This is a genomic window from Nocardioides sp. (assembly GCF_050246775.1).
Classification (GTDB): Bacteria; Actinomycetota; Actinomycetes; order Propionibacteriales; family Nocardioidaceae; genus Nocardioides.
Map to the genome: position 1 here is coordinate 378,097 of NZ_JBFWVK010000003.1, position 18,808 is coordinate 396,904.

At 68.6% G+C, this 18,808-nt stretch carries 16 protein-coding genes, 1 tRNA gene and 1 other RNA gene; 6 read left to right on the top strand and 12 right to left on the bottom strand.

The genetic code is table 11. The features are described 5' to 3' along the window. The first annotated feature begins 4 nt into the window (after positions 1–4). Positions 5–413: RNase P RNA component class A (gene rnpB, locus AB7I40_RS16730), an RNA gene on the top strand. Positions 414–476: 63 nt separating this feature from the next. On the opposite strand, the gene AB7I40_RS16735 is transcribed toward rnpB, so the two are convergent. After that, positions 477–2,036 (bottom strand): peroxidase family protein, encoded by a 1,560-nt coding sequence (locus AB7I40_RS16735; protein WP_428346921.1) that lies wholly within the window; start codon positions 2,034–2,036, stop codon positions 477–479. A 46-nt stretch (positions 2,037–2,082) separates the two neighbouring features. Further along, positions 2,083–3,549, bottom strand: coding sequence for an RNB domain-containing ribonuclease (locus tag AB7I40_RS16740; protein WP_428346920.1), 1,467 nt, complete (start codon positions 3,547–3,549; stop codon positions 2,083–2,085). A gap of 59 nt (positions 3,550–3,608) precedes the next feature. On the opposite strand from AB7I40_RS16740, the gene AB7I40_RS16745 reads away from it, so the two are divergent. After that, positions 3,609–4,382, top strand: a complete 774-nt coding sequence (locus AB7I40_RS16745) for a YaaA family protein (RefSeq protein WP_428346919.1) — start codon at positions 3,609–3,611, stop codon at positions 4,380–4,382. Here the strand turns inward: AB7I40_RS16745 and AB7I40_RS16750 are convergent. The 4 genes from AB7I40_RS16750 to AB7I40_RS16765 are packed head-to-tail and all read right to left on the bottom strand — an operon-like array spanning position 4,379 to position 8,964. Next, positions 4,379–5,527, bottom strand: coding sequence for a bifunctional RNase H/acid phosphatase (locus AB7I40_RS16750; protein WP_428346918.1), 1,149 nt, complete (start codon positions 5,525–5,527; stop codon positions 4,379–4,381). The two genes, AB7I40_RS16745 and AB7I40_RS16750, sit on opposite strands and share 4 nt — an antisense overlap. Further along, a complete protein-coding gene (locus AB7I40_RS16755; RefSeq protein WP_428346917.1) occupies positions 5,524–6,234 on the bottom strand; it encodes a zinc ribbon domain-containing protein in 711 nt (236 codons plus the stop codon). Before AB7I40_RS16755 ends, AB7I40_RS16750 begins: the two co-directional genes overlap by 4 nt. 57 nt (positions 6,235–6,291) lie before the next feature. Continuing rightward, positions 6,292–7,410 carry a Nif3-like dinuclear metal center hexameric protein gene (locus tag AB7I40_RS16760; RefSeq protein WP_428346916.1) on the bottom strand — a complete coding sequence of 373 codons (1,119 nt, stop codon included), beginning with the start codon at positions 7,408–7,410 and terminating at the stop codon, positions 6,292–6,294. A 21-nt stretch (positions 7,411–7,431) separates the two neighbouring features. Further along, entirely contained in the window at positions 7,432–8,964 is a 1,533-nt protein-coding gene (locus tag AB7I40_RS16765; protein ID WP_428346915.1) for an AMP-binding protein, read from the bottom strand. Between the two features lie 175 nt (positions 8,965–9,139). Here AB7I40_RS16765 and AB7I40_RS16770 point away from each other — a divergent pair, with 175 nt between their 5' ends. From AB7I40_RS16770 to AB7I40_RS16780, 3 genes are all read left to right on the top strand, one after another. Next, positions 9,140–9,520: a hypothetical protein gene (locus AB7I40_RS16770; protein WP_428346914.1), complete on the top strand. Its 381-nt coding sequence runs from the start codon at positions 9,140–9,142 to the stop codon at positions 9,518–9,520. 64 nt (positions 9,521–9,584) lie between these two features. Then, positions 9,585–10,970, top strand: a complete 1,386-nt coding sequence (locus AB7I40_RS16775; RefSeq protein WP_428346913.1) for an ATP-binding protein — start codon at positions 9,585–9,587, stop codon at positions 10,968–10,970. Continuing rightward, positions 10,955–11,629 (top strand): response regulator transcription factor, encoded by a 675-nt coding sequence (locus AB7I40_RS16780; protein WP_428346912.1) that lies wholly within the window; start codon positions 10,955–10,957, stop codon positions 11,627–11,629. The genes AB7I40_RS16775 and AB7I40_RS16780 overlap by 16 nt, the downstream gene beginning before the upstream one ends. Here AB7I40_RS16780 and AB7I40_RS16785 read toward each other — a convergent pair. From AB7I40_RS16785 to AB7I40_RS16810, 6 genes are all read right to left on the bottom strand, one after another. Further along, on the bottom strand, positions 11,613–12,494 hold the full coding sequence (locus AB7I40_RS16785; protein ID WP_428346911.1) for a serine/threonine-protein kinase: 882 nt from the start codon (positions 12,492–12,494) through the stop codon (positions 11,613–11,615). The two genes, AB7I40_RS16780 and AB7I40_RS16785, sit on opposite strands and share 17 nt — an antisense overlap. Positions 12,495–12,519: 25 nt before the next feature. After that, positions 12,520–12,903 carry a hypothetical protein gene (locus AB7I40_RS16790; RefSeq protein ID WP_428346910.1) on the bottom strand — a complete coding sequence of 128 codons (384 nt, stop codon included), beginning with the start codon at positions 12,901–12,903 and terminating at the stop codon, positions 12,520–12,522. Positions 12,904–13,023: 120 nt separating this feature from the next. Beyond that, positions 13,024–13,098 (bottom strand) — tRNA-Val (locus AB7I40_RS16795). A gap of 183 nt (positions 13,099–13,281) precedes the next feature. Continuing rightward, on the bottom strand, positions 13,282–13,785 hold the full coding sequence (locus tag AB7I40_RS16800; RefSeq protein ID WP_428346909.1) for a peroxiredoxin: 504 nt from the start codon (positions 13,783–13,785) through the stop codon (positions 13,282–13,284). Positions 13,786–13,803: 18 nt separating this feature from the next. Next, a complete protein-coding gene (locus AB7I40_RS16805) occupies positions 13,804–15,306 on the bottom strand; it encodes an AMP-binding protein (protein ID WP_428346908.1) in 1,503 nt (500 codons plus the stop codon). A gap of 107 nt (positions 15,307–15,413) precedes the next feature. Then, positions 15,414–15,857: a DUF3052 domain-containing protein gene (locus AB7I40_RS16810; protein ID WP_428346907.1), complete on the bottom strand. Its 444-nt coding sequence runs from the start codon at positions 15,855–15,857 to the stop codon at positions 15,414–15,416. Positions 15,858–16,026: 169 nt separating this feature from the next. Between AB7I40_RS16810 and aceE the strand changes: the two genes are divergently transcribed. Beyond that, the gene (gene aceE / locus AB7I40_RS16815; RefSeq protein ID WP_428346906.1) at positions 16,027–18,807 is read left to right on the top strand and encodes a pyruvate dehydrogenase (acetyl-transferring), homodimeric type; all 2,781 of its coding nucleotides are present in this window, start codon (positions 16,027–16,029) and stop codon (positions 18,805–18,807) included. Position 18,808: the final 1 nt, after the last annotated feature.

Sequence of the window (18,808 nt, forward strand, 5' to 3'; positions counted from 1 at the left end):
CGGATGAGCTGGCCGGGCGGCCGCGGCCGACACCTTCGGGTGCAGGTCGAGGAAGGTCCGGGCTCCACAGGGCACGGTGGTGGGCAACACCCACCCGGGGCAACTCGCGGGACAGTGCCACAGAAAACAGACCGCCGGTCCTGTTTCGGCAGGGTCCGGTAAGGGTGAAACGGTGGTGTAAGAGACCACCAGCACAGCGGGTGACCGTTGTGGCTAGGTAAACCCCACCAGGAGCAAGATCAAGAAGTCGTTCCTCCGGGAGCGATGCGCACACGTTCGAGGGCGGCCCGCCCGAGTGTGCGGGTAGATCGCACGAGGCGGCCGGCGACGGTCGTCCCAGATGGATGGTCGCCAACCGGGTGCTCGCAAGGCCACCCGGCGAACAGAACCCGGCCTATGAGCCAGCTCATCCGCCCACCTGTCGCAGTTGTACGCCGATTCCCCGCCGACCTGTCGCAGATGTACGTCCAGGTCGGTCAGTCGCCGAGCGGTGCCAACAGGTTCTCTTTGTTCGCGAACGCGAACACCAACAGGTCGGTCATGGTGAACCGGCCCAGGACGGTGCCGAGCGTCGGGCTGAAGGTCGACTCCCGGATGATCGAGAACCGACTCCCTTCCATCGCGCGGTGGAACGTCTCGGCGACGATCCTGGCACCGACCCCGGTGAGGTGGCCTCCGTTGAGCTCGGCCTCGCGCAGCACGTAGAACCACAACGGGGTGTGGGCCACGAAGACGTCGCGTTCGGCTGCGGTCAGGTCTCCCAGCGAGGCCCCGTCGAGCCCGTTGCGGATCTGAGCAGGCGTGAGCTTGGTCAGCGCCACGCCCTTGCTGATCATGAAGTCGGCCATCTGCTGACCGCTCGCCAGGTTGAGCATCGTGGCACGCGTCAGGTTCCGGAAGGCCAGGTTGGCCTCGATGGTGCCGAAGTCGGCGTCGGTGCCTCCGAAGGAGCCCGGTGGCAGCGCGGCGAGCGGATCGACGAGCACCGTGTCGAGACGACGGGCGAAGTTGAACTGACGTGGCGGCGGCTTCAGGTCGTCGCGCTGGATCTCGTGGAACCGGTAGAGCCGACGCCAGTCGGCGATCCAGTTGCTGGGCAGGGTGTCGTTGCCGCCCAGGTCCCCACTGGTGCCGGAGAACGCGAACAGCAGGTCGAGCGAGCCCTGTCCCGAGGGGAAGCGGGCATTCCAGTTGTAGGCCTCGCGCACCATCGAGTGGCCGAGCCGGAAAGCGGCCACGGAGAACTCCACCGGCATGGTGGGCATCGACAGCGGATCCGCCCCGACCTCGAACACCTTGCGTCCGTTGGTGAAGACGTCATCGACCACCGCAGGGTCGCAGATCCGCGGCAGGTAGTCGGTTCGCAACATCCATTGGTAATGCAGCACCACCCGCTTGCGGGCCCGCCGGAACCGATCCGCAGGTGGCACGGTGGCTCGCTGGCGGTCAACCACCCGGTTGTGGAAACGGATCATGGCCGCATGGGTCTGGGCGACCGCCAGGTTCTCGTCGTTGCGCCGATCAGGGATGTTGGCCCGCCTCCGGGCCCGCACCCCTCCGGTGCCCACGCGGGGTACGTCGAAGCCACGCTTGGCCAGGTCGCTCCCGGAACGGGTGGTGGTCCCCACCTTGAGCCGCACACCGTCCTCGTAGAAGCGCGCGGACTCCGCATCGAGCGGCCCGGCGCCGTACAGGTTGTCGAGGTCGAGGGTGGGTGAGCGTCCCTGCAGCAGATCGGCCGGAGAGACGTCGTCACCCAGGGCCACGTCGGTGAAGTCGAACGTGAGGTCGTGGTCGACGAACTGGCCCAGGTAGGTGAAACCCGAGGGGATGTTGCCGTTGACGTTGGCACCACTGGTCATCGCCCGCGCCATCTTCACGCGCAGCCCGCGCGGCAGCTTGCGGCCCTTGGGACCCATCCGGGAGAACCGGAACGGGATCGCGGCGGCGGCTTCACGTGCAGTGCCGGGCGGATCGCCAACGAAGCCCTCCCCCTCGATGTGGAAGATGTCGCGTCCGTGCCGATCTGACGTCATGTCGGGCTCCCTGTTCGTGAGACTGCCTCACACCCTCTGACGCACTCTACGGCGCGACGGTTGCCTGCGCACCCAGGCTGAAGGCCACTTGCCGCGCGTTGACATCGGCCTTCGTCAGCGTGACGGTCACGGCGTCCCCCAACGGCAATGGCCGGTCGGAGGTCACGACCGCCTCGATCGCCGGCGACGGGATCGAGACGTCACCTCGTCGCTCGTCACGATCGTCCACCTCGACGACCACCCCGGCGAACTCCTCACCGACCCGGTGCTGCAGGACGGCGGCCTCGACCAGGCTGAGGATCGCGTTCTCGTACTGACTGGCGCGCCGAGCCGAGTCCCGCATCGTCTCGGGCAGCGTGTCGAGCTCGTCGAGCACCCACTGCGGCACGGGTTGCCCGGCGCAGATCGCCAGGCAGATCTCGCCCGCGTAGCGGTCCGCCAGACGTCGCAGGGGCGCGGTGACGTGCGCGTACTCGGCCGCGATGGCGGCCTGTCGCGCCTGCGGTGGCACCGCGCCGTCGAACCCGACGTACGCCGCGCCTCGCAGGACACGCGTGCTCGCGACCACCATCGCGGCATCGCGGGACTGGGTCGGGTCGAGGGAGCGGATGAACTCCGGGTAGGGCTGGTCGGCCGGCCAGTCGATCTGGAGGGAGCGGGCCGTGCGGTGCAGGCGCTTCAGGTCCCGCGGATCGGCCGGCGGCAACGTGCGCAGGAAACCGACGCCCGCCTGCATCATGAGAGTCGCGGCGCCGATGCCGACCAACAACGAGATCTGGGCGTTCCACTGCTCCACCGCATGCTGTTCTCGGAACTCCAGCTGCCACCTGTCACCGGCGATGTCGATCTCCTGCTCGGGCAGTGGCAGCGACACGCCGCCGCGCTCGGCCTCCTTGGCCAGGCGAAGCTGACCGATCTCCTTCAGCAGGGTGAAGACCTCCGGGGCCGTCCCGTCGTCGATGGCCTGCTGCACCCCGTCGTAGGACAACTTCTCGCGACTCTTCACCAGAGCCCGCTGGACCTGGATGCTGGTGCCCTCGCCGGTCGCGTCGACCGCGACCTCCCAGAGCAGGGCCGGGCGCACCTGACCGGCCAGGAGGGAGCCGGCGTCTTCGGAGATCACCTTCGGGTGCAGGGGGATCTTGGAGTCGGCGCCGTAGAGGGTCTCGCCGCGTCGGTGCGCCTCGAGGTCGACCGGGTCCCCGGCCGTCACGAACGCAGCCACATCGGCGATCGCGTAGTAGACGGTATAGCCGTCCCCGGCGCGTTCGATGTGCATCGCCTGGTCGAGGTCCATGGCACTGGCCGGGTCGATGGTGACGAACGGCAGATCCGTCCGGTCCAGGCTCGGGAGCCGCGGACGCGCGGCGGCCTGCGCAGCAGCCGCCTCGACCTCGTCGGGGAAATCGCTGGTGACGTGGAGTTCAGCCTGGATCCTGGCGATGCCGTCGCGCAGCGTGTGGGCGGCAACCCCCTCGTCGCGGCTGTGCAGACTGAGGACTCGGGTGGGCATGACCTGCACCATAGTCGCCCGCCCACGGCCTCCGGATGCCTGTTGCCTAGTCTGTGCGGGTGCTGATCCTGCTGCCCCCGTCCGAGGGCAAGTCCGGCCCTCGTCGTGGCCGCCCCATGAACCTGGCGACCTTGTCCTCCCCGTCCCTCACCACCGCGCGCAGCCAGGTGCTGGAGGCGCTCCTGCAGGTCAGCGGCTCACCGGACGGCGCGCGAGTGCTCGGCCTCACCCCCGGTCAGGCCGAGGAGATCGTCCGCAACCTGGACCTCCGAGACAGCCCCTCGGCGCGAGCCGACAGCGTCTACACCGGCGTGCTCTACGACGCCCTCGGCTTCGAGACCCTCACTGCGCCCGCCCGCCGACGTGCCACCACCAGGGTGGGGATCGTCTCCTCCCTGTTCGGTCTGGTGCGACCCGGTGACCGGATCGCGCCGTACCGACTCTCGGGCGACGTCAGCCTGCCCGGCCTCGGCCCGGTCGCGGGAGTGTGGCGAGAGCACCTCGGGCCGGCCGTCGAGGAGGCCCTCGGCAGCGGGCTCCTGGTCGACTTCCGCTCCACGATGTACGCCGCGTTCTGGCGTCCGCCGCCCGCCATGTCGCGACGGGTCGCCACGGTGCGGGTGCTGCACGAGGTGGACGGCCAGCGCAAGGTGGTCAGTCACTTCAACAAGGCCACGAAGGGCCGGATCGTGCGCGCGGTGCTCGAGGACGGTGCCAACCCGCGCACCCCGAGCGCCCTCGCAGCCCTGCTCCGTGATCTGGGATGGCGCGTCGAGGACGGGACCGCCGGCCCCAAGGGCACCCAGCTCGACGTCATCGTCGACTCCGTCTAGAGCAGCCCCGAGGGTCGGGCGTTGAACAACCGCATCGAGCTCCGCGGCTCCTCCCACGGCCCACCGTCGTAGTAGGACAGCACCGTCACCGAGGCCGGGGTGAGCTCCATGCGGTAGACCGCGTCGAGCGGAGCCTTCACCGCATGTGCCACGAGGGTCTTGATGGGGGTGACGTGGCTGACCACCACGACCGTGCGACCGGGGTACGCCTCGAGCAGTCGCTCCAGCCCGGCGAGCACCCGCGTCTCGACCGTCCGGAACGACTCCCCTCCCCCCGGCGCGACCTCGAGGGAGCCCAGCCAGGCGTCGAGGTCGGCTTGGTGCCGGTCGGCGACCTCCGCGAACGTCATGCCGTCCCAGGAGCCGAACTCCATCTCGGCGAAACCCGGCTCGGTGAGCACCGGCAGCCCCAGGACGGCGCCGACGATCTCGGCTGACTCCAGGGTGCGGCGCACCGGGGAGGAGATGACCGCGTCGACGGAGTCGCTGATCTGCGAGAGCCAGTCGGCGGTGGCCCTGACCTGGGCGCGACCCTCGTCGCTCAGACCGGGATTGGCGCTGGCCAGTCCACCGGAGAAGCGCTTCTCGACGGTGTGTGGCGTCACCCCGTGGCGCACGAGGACCACGGTGGTCGGCGGCGAGGTGTCGGGTGACCAGCCACGGCGGGGCTGCACAGCCGGCCCGGCCTCCTCGATCTCCTCGATGAGGGACTCGTCGGGCGTGCTCACGCCGGACCGAACGCCGTCCAGCGCCTCGTTGGCCAGCCGGTCGGCATGGCTGTTCTGCTCCCGTGGGACCCAGGTGTACGTCGTCCCGGCCGGGGCGAGGCTGGCGGCCCGGGCTGCCAGGGGCTTCATGTCCGGATGCTTGATCTTCCAGCGACCCGACATCTGCTCGACGACCAGCTTGGAGTCCATCCGGACCTCGACCTCGGCTTCCGGCGCGAACTCGCGCGCGAGCTCGAGCCCGGCGATCAGTCCGGAGTACTCCGCCACGTTGTTGGTCGCGACCCCGATGGTGGCACCGTCCTCGGCGATCACCTGGCCGGTGGCCGCATCCTTGAGCACTGCGCCGTACGCCGAGGGACCGGGGTTGCCTCGCGAGCCGCCGTCGGCCTCGATGACGACCGATTGCCGACCGCTCACAGACCCGACTCTGTGGTGCGCACCAGGATGCGGGAGCACTCCTCGCAGCGGATCACCTCGTCGGCAGCTGCCTTGGCGATTACGGAGAGCTCGGAGGCGTTGATGGCCATCTGGCAGCCCCCACACTGCCTGGCGCGCAGCGGAGCGGCCCCGACGATGCTCTGGCCACGGATGCGCTCGTAGAGCGCCATCAGGTCCTCAGGCATCCCGTTGACCGCCTCGGCGCGCCGGGTCATGACCGAGCGGAGCTCGCCGTCGACCTCAGTGGCCCTCTCGTCGCGAGCAGCGGTGAGCGTGACCAGTCGCTCGTCGGTCGCCCTGAGCTGGAACGTCACGGCGTCGAGCGTCTTCTGCGCCTCCTCCAGCTTCTCCATCACCTCGAGCTCGGTGTCCTCGAGGCTCGCGATCCGGCGCTCGAGCGAGACCAGCTCGTGCTGCATCCGCTCCAGATCCTTGGGGTTGGTGATCTGGCCGGCATCGATCCTGGACTGGTCGCGCAGGCGGCGCGCCTTGACCTGCTCCACGTCGGCATCGGCCTTGGACTGCTCGCCAGTGAGGTCGTCGACGAGGATCCTGGCGTCGCGGGCCTGGTCGTCGAGCGTGCCGCGGTCAGCGGCGAGGGCGTTGATCTCCACCGTTTCGGGCAGGGACGCCAGCTGGTGACGCAGCTGATCGATCCGGCTGTCGAGATCGGCGACGTCGAGCAACTTCAGTTGGGCGGACGGTTCGGCTTTCAGCGGGTGCTCCTCAGGTGGTGCGGCCGGTCAGATGCGCATTGTCCACGGGTCCGTGGGCAGCGTGCTCACGCGGGTCTCCACCGTATCCCCCAGCGCAGCAGTGATGCGCGCCTGCACCGCCGGCAACCACAGCCACTCCCCTGCCCAGTGCGCCACGTCGAGCAGCGCGGGGCCGGCCTTCTCGAGGAACTCCCCGGCCGGGTGATGACGCAGGTCGGAAGTCACATACGCATCGATGTCGGTGCCCGCCAGGTCATCGAGCAGGAAGTCCCCCGCGCCGCCACAAACAGCCACACGGCGTACCAGTCGCTCGGGGTCACCCGCCACCCGCACGCCGTGCGCTGTCGCTGGGAGCACCCGGGCGACCATTGCGGCGAAGTCGGCGAGCGTGGTCTCGGTGATCTGGCCGACACGTCCGGTGCCGACAGGTGCGGAACCCGGGTCGGCCAGCTCGACGACGTCGTAGGCAGGTTCCTCATAGGGGTGGACCGCCAGCAGCGCGCGGACCACCTGCGCTCGCAACGATCGCGGCAGCACCGCTTCGATGCGGCTCTCCGAGACGATCTCGGGCTCGCCCACCTGGCCGATCGTGGGATTGGCACCGGGCAGCGGCCGGAACCGGCCGAGACCGGTCGAGGTGTAGCTGCCCTGGTCGTAGTCGCCGATCGCTCCGGCACCGGCGTGGGCGAGCGCTCCGCGGATGGCCGGAGCGTCGTCGTGCGGCACGTGCACCACGATCTTGTCGCGCGGGGTTGCCTCTGCCGCCCGGATCGGCGACAGGTCCGTCAGCCCCAGGGCCAGCGCCAGCGACTCCGAGACACCGCCCTCGGCCTGGTCGGCGTTGGTGTGCGCCGTCAACAGGGCGCAACCGCCGGCGACCAGGGTCGCCAGGGTGCGGCCCTTCGGCGTCGCTGTGGTGAAGCCGTGCACCGGTCGCAGGAACAACGGGTGGTGCACCACCAGCAGGTCAGCCCCCCAGGACACCGCCTCCTGAGCCACCTCCTCGGTGGGGTCGACGGCGAACATCACCCGGCGCACCTGCGCTTGCTGGTCGCCGTACACCAGGCCGACGGCATCCCAGGCTTCGGCGGTGGCCGGTGGATACCAGGAGTGGAGCAGGTCGACGACCTCGGACAGCGTGGGCATGGCAGGAGCCTAGGGCGCCACCTAGTTGACCTGCCGCTCGCGCCCCTCCCAGTACGGCGCCCGCAGCTTGAACTTCTGCAGCTTCCCCGTCGCGGTGCGGGCCAACTCGTCGCGGAACTCGATCGAGGTCGGTGCCTTGTAGCCGGCGGCCTTGTCCTTGCACCAGGCCTTCAGCTCGGCCTCGGTGACGCTGGCGCCGGGAGCGAGTACGACGAGCGCCTTGATGGTCTCGCCCCACTTCTCGTCGGGCACCCCGATGACCGCGACCTCGGACACGGCCGGATGGGAGAACAGCACGTCCTCGACCTCGATCGAGGACACGTTCTCGCCGCCGGTGATGATCACGTCCTTCTTGCGATCGCTCAACGCGAGGTAGCCGTCGTCGCCGACCGTCCCACCGTCGCCGGTGTGGAACCAACCGTCGGCCAGGGCCCGGGCGGACTCCTCCGGCTGCTCCCAGTAGCCCTCGAGGACCACATTGGAACGCGCGAGGACCTCGCCGTCCGGGGCGGTCTTCAAGGTGACGCCGATCGCGGGCGCCCCCTGACGGACCAGCTTGGCGGCGCGTTCCTCGACTGACAGCGCGTCCCACTCCGAGCGGGTTCGGTTGATCGTGAGCAGCGGCGAGGTCTCGGTGAGCCCGTAGATCTGGATAAACTCCCAGCCCAGCTCCTCCTCGACCCGCGCGACGGTCCGGGTCGGCGGTGGTGCACCGGCCACGATGATCCTGACCTTGTCCCGCCCGGGGATCGGACCGTCCCAGGTCGAGGCGGCGTCGAGCACGGCGGCCACGACCGCCGGGGCGGCGCACATGAACGTGACCCCGTGCTTCTCGACGCGGCGCAGGATCTCGGCTCCGTCGATCTTGCGGATCACCACCTGGGTGACTCCCATGCCGGCCGTGGCGAAGGGCATGCCCCAGCCGTTGGCGTGGAACATCGGAAGGGTGTGCAGATACACGTCGCGATCGGAGATGCCGACGTGCAGCGCGAAGGTGACGGCGTTGGTCCAGATATTGCGGTGCGTGATCTGCACGCCTTTGGGCCGAGCCGTCGTGCCGGAGGTGTAGTTGATGCAGGCCGTTGCGTTCTCGTCCGGGGTCCATTGCCTGGGCGTGGTGCCGGGAGCCGCGAAGAGCTCGTCGTCGTCGCCGATCACGAAGCGGAACTCCGCCGGCACCTCTGCCAGGGACTGCTCGAGCTCGGGATCGATGATCAGCACCCGGGCACCGGAGTGCTCGACGATGTAGCGGACCTCGTCGGGTCGCAACCGGAAGTTCACGGGCACCAGCACACGTCCGTAGCCGGCGACCCCGAAGAAGGAGGTCAGCAGCCGCGCGGAGTTCTGCGAGACGACTGCGACCCGGTCACCGAAGCCGATGCCCAGCTCGTCGAGCCGCGCCGCCTGCCTGGCCGCCAGCGCCTTGATCTCGGAGTAGGTCAGCGAACCCAGGGACGGCGCGGGCTGGTCCGGCTCGTCGACAACCCCCACCCGGTCGCCGTACACCTGCGCGGCACGGTTGATGAAGTCGGAAACGCTGAACGGCACGAGCATGTGGCCTCCCTCACAACGACGGTTGAGGTCACCATAGCCAGACACGCCGTCGGCGGAACCTCCCCGAACGGAGGGTGCGACGAGCGGGCGGTCGCTGCGCCCAACGGGCACCACATGAGAGTGTTCTCATCTTCGCCTCATGCGAGTCCCACGATCACGGGCCAGGCTTCACCTCGTGAGCACCCTCTGGAAGCCCTTGCTGGGCATCTGCCTGGCGCTGCCGATGGCGGCGTACGTGCTGGGGTCCCTGATCGATTCCCGTCCGGGCCAGCCCACTCCCCGCGAGACCATCGTGATCCAGGATGCGCCGCCGCAACCTCCTGGAACGGCTGACCCGCCCAACTCGCGGGGCGTGGACGAGCCGTCGGGCGATGAGGGGTTGGACGACAACGGGGTGCGCGTGGTCACGCCCCAGCCCGCCCCCGTCGGTCGCGACGACGACGACCGGACAGTTGTCAGGGGCCGCGAAGATGTGGGGGACGATGACCGCGACAACGACGGGGACGACAACGGGGACGACGACGATGACGACGAGGGACCGGACGGGGAGGACTGAACCACCATCTGGTTCCCCACCACGGCGGCTTCCTCCGGTCTCGGTCCGCACCCGGCTGACCGCCGTGATCGCGATCCTGACGTTCGCCGCGATGAGCGGAGCGGGGGTGCTGGTGTACACGCTCGAGTCCGCCCGGATCGACCGGGACGTAAGTGAGCAGATCGATCAGGAGATCGCAGAGTTCCGTCAGCTCCAGGGCGGACGGGACCCCCAGACCGGCGAGCGCTTCGACGACGTGGGCCGGTTGCTCACCCTGTTCCTTGCCCGCAACGTGCCCGACGACGACGAGCTCCTGGTCGGCTACACCGAAGGCGAACGGACCCAGCGCACCCGCAACCGCTACGGAGAGCAGATCCTCACCAGCTCCGACTACGAGCAGATCGTGGACGACCTGAGCACCAACGGCGGCACGCGCATCCTTGCGTCTGCCGAGTTCGGCGAGGTGTGGATCAGCGTCGTCCCCCTCGCCTACGAGTCGAGTCTCGCCACCGAGGGGGCGTTGGTCATCGTGAACTTCCTGGAGGACGAACACGCCGAGCTCAGGCGGACCATGCAGACCTACGCGATCGTGGCGCTGCTGGGGCTGGGGCTGATCCTGGTGATCGCCGCATCCCAGTCCGCCCGGCTCCTCGCCCCGCTGCGAGCGGTCCGTGAGACCGCCGAGGAGATCAGCGCGACCGACCTGTCCCGACGGATTCCCGAGCGCGGGAACGACGACATCACCGCGCTGACCCGCACCGTCAACGGCATGCTCGCCCGGCTCGAGTCCGGCTTCGAGAGCCAACGGGAGTTCCTGGACGATGCTGGTCACGAGCTGAGGACCCCCCTGACCGTGCTGCGGGGCCACCTCGAGCTCCTCGACCACGGCAACCCAGATGACTTCGCAGAGACCAAGGCCCTGCTGATCGACGAGCTGGATCGGATGGCACGTCTGGTGGGTGACCTCACGCTCCTCGCCAAGTCCCGCCGCCCCGACTTCCTGACGATGGAGCCGGTGAGCCTGGAGTCGCTCACCGAGACCATGCTCGCCAAGGCGCGAGTCCTGGGAGATCGGGTGTGGCTGGCGGACGGCACCGGGGACGCCAGTCTGGTCATCGACGAGCAGCGCATCACCCAGGCGGTCCTTCAGCTCGCCGACAACGCGGTGAAGCACACCCGGTCCGGAGACATCATCGCGGTGGGATCGTCGTCCGGGGCCGGAGAGGCTCGTATCTGGGTCCGCGACAGCGGACCGGGAGTCCCTGCCGCCGATCGCGAACACATCTTCGAACGCTTCGGCAGGAGCACAGTGCGCAGCGGCGACGAGGGCTTCGGCCTCGGGCTCTCGATCGTGCGCGCCATCGCCGAGGCACACGGTGGCAGGGTGGGAGTCGAGGAGGTCGCCGGCACCGGCGCCCTCTTCGTGATCACCCTGCCGAGCGACAAGGAGCAGCCGTGGCGCGCATCCTGATCGTCGAGGACGAGGCCCGCATCGCAGCCTTCGTCTCCAAGGGCCTGCGGGCCGAGGGACACCACACCACCATCGCAGTCGATGGGAAGCAAGGGCTGGACGAGGCCCTGAGCGGGGGGCACGACCTCGTGGTGCTCGACATCGGCCTTCCAAGGATCGACGGGTTCGAGGTCCTGGCGCGGTTGCGCGATCAAGGCAGCCGACTGCCGGTGATCGTGCTCACCGCTAGGGACTCGGTGACCGACACCGTCTCGGCGCTCGAGGGTGGAGCGGACGACTACATGCCGAAGCCGTTTCGGTTCGCCGAGCTCCTGGCCCGGGTGCGCCTCAGGTTGCGGACCACCGAGGCCGGCGGTCGGCAGGCCGAGGACGCGCTCGAGGCGGGCGGCATCCGGCTCGACCTGCGCACCCGCCGGGCTGCTGTCGCCGGCCGAGTGGTCGACCTCTCGGCCCGGGAGTTCACCTTGGCGGAGATCTTCATGCTCAACCCCGGGCAGGTGCTGTCACGCGAACAGCTGCTCGACCACGTGTGGGGCTTCGACTTCGACCCCGGATCCAACGTCGTCGACGTGTACGTCGGCTACCTGCGCCGCAAGTTCGGCGCGAAGAGCATCCAGACGGTCCGCGGGATGGGCTACCGGTTCAACCCCGGACCTTGAAGCCGGCCAGCCTGCCCCGGGGTTGCGCCTCCAGGACCGGCTCGAGCGCATCCGAGATCTCGCGCGGCACCGGTCGTGACGCCGGGTGCGGGTCGAGACTGGCCAGCACGATCTTGGACACGGCGCCCGGAACGCGGGGTGGCAGGTCGTGGGGTCGCGTGCCCAGTTGGGGAAAGCGCTCTCGCACGTCCTCGGCGTCCGGGTCACCCTCGTCGAAAGGCTTGTATCCCGCTATCGCCTCGAAGAGCGCGGCTCCCAGCCCCCAGACATCGCTGGCCGGTTCGGGCGTCCCGGTGGTGGGCGGGTCGCACTGCTCCGGCGCCATGTAGGCGTCGGTCCCGATCGGATACTTGAGGGCGGCCGCACGGTCGACGGTCCGGGCCACCGAGAGGTCGATCAGGCGGGCCGGGGCGCCCATGATGATGTTGCTGGGCTTGATGTCGAGGTGCGCGTAGCCGACGCGGCGCAGGTAGTGGAGCACGGAGGCCACATCGATGGCCAGTGGCAGGTACTGGGCCTCCTGCAGCGGCCCATAGCGTCGGATGAGGCTCGAGAGCCGTGGTCCGTCGAGATGCTCGAGTACGACGTGTGGGCGCGGGCCCTCCAGTTCGTGTCGGAGGGCCCGCACCACCACGGGGTGGTTGACGGCATGCAGGGCGGCGACCTCGCGTCGCAGACCGCGCGCGCTCGATTCGTCGTCCACCTGTGTCGGACGGAGGACCTTGACCACGACCGGCGCGTAGGTGACGTCGTCGAAGGCCAGATAGGCCTCGTAGGCGGAACCCCCGCCCAGGAGCTTGACGGCAGTCAGGTCGGCAGTGATCGGGTCTCCCTCGCGGAGGCCCCAGGTGTCCTTCTCGCTCATCTCGTCAACCAGTCCGCTCGTCGCGTCAGCGCCGGCCGCCGCGCGTGTCGTTGCGCGAACGGTCGTTCGTCTTGTTGGCAGACCAGTCCCGCTTCTGCGGTCCCTTGCCGTCCTTGGTCCAGTCACGTGTCTTGTCCCCGCGGCTCTTGTCGCGGTCGCGGCTGACCGCGGTGAAGTTGCTGCGCGTGTGGTCGCCCGTGTCTCGGCTCTTGCCGGTTCGCGACCGGGAGTTGTCGTTCGTGTCGTCGTCATCATCATCGGCGACGAGGACCAGTGAGGGCGTGTCCTCCTCCCGCTTCACGAACTCGTCCTTCGGCTGGGCCGAGGTCTGGGTGGTCTGCAGCGAGAGCAGCCCGAGGCTGGTGAGTCCGGCGACACCGAGCACGGCGGTCGAGATGAGCTTCTTCATGGTGACTTCCTCCTGCTGAGTGGGTGTGGAAGCAACCATCGCGAGAGGAGGTGAGAACACCATGAGGCGGTGATGAGACGGCTCTCACCAGCGCCAGGGACTCAGGCGGGCTGGGGGAACTGGTGGGCGCAGAGGGGATCGAACCCCCGACATCTTCCTTGTAAGGGAAGCGCTCTACCGCTGAGCTATACGCCCCTGCTTCGGGCGGGTGATCGCGATCGAAGCGCGCTCAGACTACGCGAGCCGGGTCCGGGCACAAAAAAAGCTGCGACCGCTGGCGTCTCGGGTCACCAGCGGTCGCAACGAGATAAGCATGCACCGTCGATGCGCGTTTGTCCTGCGGATTTCGCAACTTTGAGGAAAATTATCAACGGATGTCTAGGCCAGTTGCCGCAACTGCAGCAGATGTTCTCCTAAATCGCGTCCTTCGGGCATGGCGTTGTGCACCGCCCAGCGAACGTTGCCGTCCTTGTCCACGATGTACGACGAGCGGCGCGGGCACCCGCGCTCCTCGTCGAAGACGCCGTAGGCCCGCGCGACGGCGCCGTGGGGCCAGAAGTCGGACAGCAGCGGGAAGTTCAAGCCGTCCTGGTCCGCGAAGGCCCGCAGGGCGTACGTCGGGTCACAGGACAGCGCCAGAACCTCGGTGTCGAAGGTGAGGAACTCATCGAGCCGATCACGAATGCCGGACATCTCACCGGTGCAGACGCCGGAGAACGCGAAGGGGTAGAAGAACAGCGCCACCGCTTTGCGTCCGCGGAAGGACGAGAGCGACACGTCCTGGCCGAACTGGTCGCGCAGGGTGAAGTCGGGAGCGGGGTCACCGAGGTGCAGGTCGTTCACGGCGGTCATCTTCGCACCCACGTCCGACAGTGCCGACATCGGCGACCCGAACTCGGCTCACGCCAGATCGCGTTTGAGCACCTTGCCCGTGGCATTGCGCGGGAGCTCCTGCACGAACACGAAGTCACGTGGCACCTTGAACCCGGCCAGGTGGTTGCGGACCCAGTCCCGCAGCTCCGACTCAGGCACCGGACGACTGAGCACCACGAAGGCGCGCAGCCGCTGCCCGTAGTCAGGGTCCGCGACACCGATCGCTGCCGCCTCGACCACCGCCGGGTGTCGTGCCAGGCAGTCCTCGATCTCCTGAGGGAACACGTTCTCCCCGCCGGAGACGATCATCTCGTCGTCGCGACCCTCGACGTACAGGCGGCCGGCCGCATCGAACCGGCCCACGTCGCCGGTGGACATGAGGCCGTCGACGACCTCCTTGCCGCCTCCGCCCGTGTAGCCGTCGAAGAGCAGGCCGTTGCCCACGAAGATCCGACCGGGTCGTCCCTGCGCGACCTCGAACCCGTCGGGTCCCAGGATGCGGACCACGGTGCCGAATGGTGGCCGCCCCGCAGAGTTGGGCGCTTCCCGGAGGTCCGTCGGTGTCGCGATCGAGGCATAGGCGACCTCGGTGGAGCCGTAGACGTTGTAGAGCGTGTCGCCGAACCGGTCCATCCAACGCAGCGCCAGGTCACCGGGCAGGGCCGATCCCGAGGTCGCCACCGCACGCACCCGCGAGAGGTCGTACGCCGACAGCCTCGCTGCGGGCAGGAGCAGGATGCGCTGCATCATCACCGGGATCACCACCAGCGACTGGCACTCGAAGTCCTGGACGGTCTCCAGGCAGGTCTCGGGGTCGAAGCGTCGGGTCAGGACCACGGTCGAACCGAGAAGCATGGCGAAGGCCAGGTGGGCGAACCCCCACGTGTGGAACAGCGGGGCGGCGATGTGGGTGGTCCAGCCCTCGCGCAACGGCAGCCGCGAGAGCATCGAGACGGCTGCCCCGATGCCTGCTTCGCTGCGTGCGGCCCCCTTCGGGTCCCCGGTGGTGCCCGAGGTCAGGATCACGGCACGCGAGTGCCGGGCCGGCGCCTCGAGGTCGTCGTCGACCGCACCGGCCATCCAGGCCTCCAGGGTCGCCTCGCTCACCTTCCCTGGAGTCGGTTCGTCACTCCAGGCAACGACCCGCTGCGCGATCCGCGCATCGGCGAGGAGGTCGGCGAACTCCGCGTCGTACACGACCAGGGCAGGGCGTTCCCGTTCCAGGACCGCGCGCAACTGTGGCCCGGCGAAAGCCGTGTTGAGGTAGAGGGTGTCGGCTCCGAGCTTGGCCGCGGCCAGGGTGGCGTCGACGAAGCCGCGATGGTTGCGGCACAGGATCGCCACCGCGTCCCCCTCGCGGATGCCACGATCACGCATCGCCCGCGCCAGGGCGTTGCTGCGCCGATGCACCTGGGCATAGGTGAGCGTGCCGAGCTCGTCGATGATCCCGGGCCGGTCGGGGTAGCGCAGCGCCACGGTGCGGAAGCCACCCGCGACGCCCATCCCCCAGTCGTTGAGAGTCAGCGCCACCCGGACCAGCGTGCGTGGCGAGAACGGCCGCACGATGCCTGAGGACGCCAGGATGCGTGCGGATCTGACGCCGGACAGTGTTGCCGAGGCAACCCGCCGTGGCGTGATCAATGTGTCGGTTTGGGGGTGACCAGCCTCGTGGCTGCCCAGTCCTTGCTGACCGCGGCGGTCGTGGTCTGGGACAGGCCCGCGATCGGTGCGGCCTCGGCGACATCGGCGGCGTCCACCGAGTTGGGTCGACCGACCTTGGGGGTCAACAGCCAGATCGGCCCTCCCCCGACGAGATCGGTGAGGGAGTCGACCAGGCCGTCGACCAGGTCGCCGTCCTCCCGACGCCACCAGAGCACCACGGCGTCGACCACGTTGCCGTGGTCGCCATCCACCATGTCGGCGTCGATGCAGTCTTCGATCGCGATCCGCAGATCGTCGTCAGTGTCGTTGTCCCAGCCGAGTTCCTGGATCACCATGCCCGGCTTGAAACCGAGCTTGGTGCCGACATCGTTCGTCGTTCCTTCGGTCTGGGCGGACCCGCCACCCGCGGTCGAACTCACTGACTCCTCCATCTTGTGCGTAGCTTCTGTGGTGAGTAGTCCACCCGAGTTGCGCCCTGCGCGCAACCCTGGCCCCACAGGACCGCGGGCTGGACGGTGGCGGACCGCCGCAGGATCGCATACTGATGGGTAGATTTCGCCGGACTCGGACACATGCAACGATGGACGGGTGAACGATGCCGCACCCGCCTCGCGCCAGTCCGCAACAACCCCGACGACCCGCACGGTCATCCACGAAGGTCTGCCCACCCAGCTGCCCGACATCGACCCCGACGAGACCAACGAATGGTTGGACTCGTTCGACTCGTTGATCGACGACCGGGGTCGTGAACGAGCGCGCTACGTGATGCTGCGCCTGCTCGAGCGTGCTCGCGAGATGCAGGTGGGCGTCCCGGCTCTGCGCAGCACCGACTACATCAACACGATCCCTCCGGAGCGTGAACCGTGGTTCCCCGGCGACGAGGAGATCGAGCGCCGGATCCGCGCGATCATCCGTTGGAACGCCGCCGTGATGGTGTCCAGCGCCAACCGCAAGGGCCTCGAGGTCGGCGGTCACATTGCGACGTACCAATCCTCGGCGAGCCTCTACGAGGTCGGCTTCAACCACTTCTTCAAGGGCAAGGACGCCCCGGGAGGTGGCGACCAGATCTACATCCAGGGCCACGGCTCACCGGGCGTCTACGCCCGAGCGTTCCTCGAGGGCCGACTGAGCGAGGAGCAGCTCTACCGGTTCCGCCAGGAGGTCCAGCACGGCGTCGGCAAGGGGTTGCCCTCCTACCCCCACCCGCGCCTGATGCCCGAGTTCTGGGAGTTCCCGACGGTGTCGATGGGCCTCACGGCCCTGAACTCCATCTACCAGGCGCGGTTCAACCGCTACCTGCACAACCGCGGCATCAAGGACACCAGCAACCAGCACGTCTGGGCGTTCCTCGGCGACGGCGAGATGGGTGAGCCCGAGTCGCTCGGCGCCATCGGTGTGGCCGCCCGAGAGGAGCTCGACAACCTGACCTTCGTGGTCAACTGCAACCTGCAGCAGCTCGACGGCCCGGTGCGTGGCAACGGCAAGATCATCCAGGAGCTCGAGTCCACCTTCCGCGGTGCCGGCTGGAACGTCATCAAGGTGGTCTGGGGTCGCGAGTGGGACGCCCTGCTGGCCCGTGACGTCGACGGCGCCCTGGTCAACAAGATGAACACCACCAACGACGGCACGTTCCAGACCTTCTCGACCGAGGACGGCGCCTACATCCGCGACAAGTTCTTCGGCGGCGACCCGCGACTGCGCGCGATGGTCGAGCACATGTCCGACGACCAGATCCGCAAGCTGCCGCGCGGTGGTCACGACTACCGCAAGGTGTACGCCGCCTTCGACGCCGCCACCAAGCATGTCGGCCAGCCCACGGTGATCCTGGCCAAGACGATCAAGGGCTGGACGATCGAGAACCTGGAGGGCAAGAACGCCACCCACCAGATGAAGAAGCTGACCCAGGACGACCTCAAGAAGTTCCGCGACCGGCTCTACCTGCCGATCAGTGACCGGGACCTGGAGATCGCCTACGAGGAGACCGGCGGTGCGCCGTTCTTCCACCCGGGCGCCAAGGCTCCGGAGATCGAATACATGATGGAGCGCCGCAACGCCCTCGGTGGCTCCGTGCCGCGCCGGGTGAACCGCTCCACCACGCTCAAGCTGCCCGGTGACGCGATGTACGCCGAGCTCAAGAAGGGCTCGGGCAAGAACAAGATCGCCACCACGATGGCTGTGGTGCGGCTGATGCGCGACTGGGTCAAGGACCCCGAGATCGGCCAGCGCATCGTCCCGATCGCTCCGGACGAGTACCGCACCTTCGGCATGGACGCGATGTTCCCGAGCGCGAAGGTCTACAACCACGCCGGCCAGCAGTACGAGGCCGTCGACCGCAACATGCTGCTCGCCTACAAGGAGTCGGCGCAGGGTCAGATGCTCCACGAGGGCATCTCCGAGGCCGGCGCGATGGCGTCCGCGACCGCGGCCGGCTCGTCGTACACCACGCACGGCGAGCACATGATCCCCTTCTACATCTTCTACTCGATGTTCGGTTTCCAGCGCACCGGCGACTCGATCTGGGCCATGGCCGACCAGTTGGCGCGAGGCTTCCTGATCGGCGCCACGGCCGGACGCACCACGCTCACCGGCGAGGGGCTGCAGCACGCAGACGGTCACTCCCCGCTGCTCGCGACCACCAACCCCGCGATCGTGCACTACGACCCGGCCTTCGCCTACGAGGTCAGTCACATCATGCAGTCGGGCCTCGAGCGCATGTACGGCCCCGACTCCGAGGACGTCATCTTCTACATCACCGTCTACAACGAGCCGGTCTCCCAGCCGGCCGAGCCTGAGGACGTCGATGTCGAGGGCATCCTCAAGGGGATCACCAAGGTGTCGGTCTCTGAGCAGTCCGGCCCCCGGGTGCAGCTGCTCGCCTCGGGCGTCGGCTACCCGTGGATCAAGGAGGCCGCCGACATCCTCGCCAGCGAGTGGGGGGTGGCGGCCGACACCTGGTCGGTGACGTCGTGGAACGAGCTGGCCCGCGACGCGGTCTCCGCGGAGGACTGGAACCTGTTGCACCCCTCGGAGCCCAAGCGGACCGCCTACGTCACCGACAAGCTGTCCGGCGCCGAGGGCCCCGTCGTCGCGGTCTCGGACTACATGGCTGCGGTCCCGCTGCAGATCGCACGCTGGGTGCCCGGTGACTACCGGGTGCTCGGGGCCGACGGCTTCGGCTTCGCCGACACCCGTCCGGCTGCTCGGCGCTTCTTCAACATCGACGCCCAGTCGGTGGTGGTGCAGGCACTCCAGGCACTCGCCGACCACGGCGAGATCGCACCCGAGAAGGTCCAGGAAGCCTTCGACAAGTACCGCATCGACGATCCGACCGCTGTTGCCAACGTGCAGCAGGAGGGTGGCGCGGCCTGAG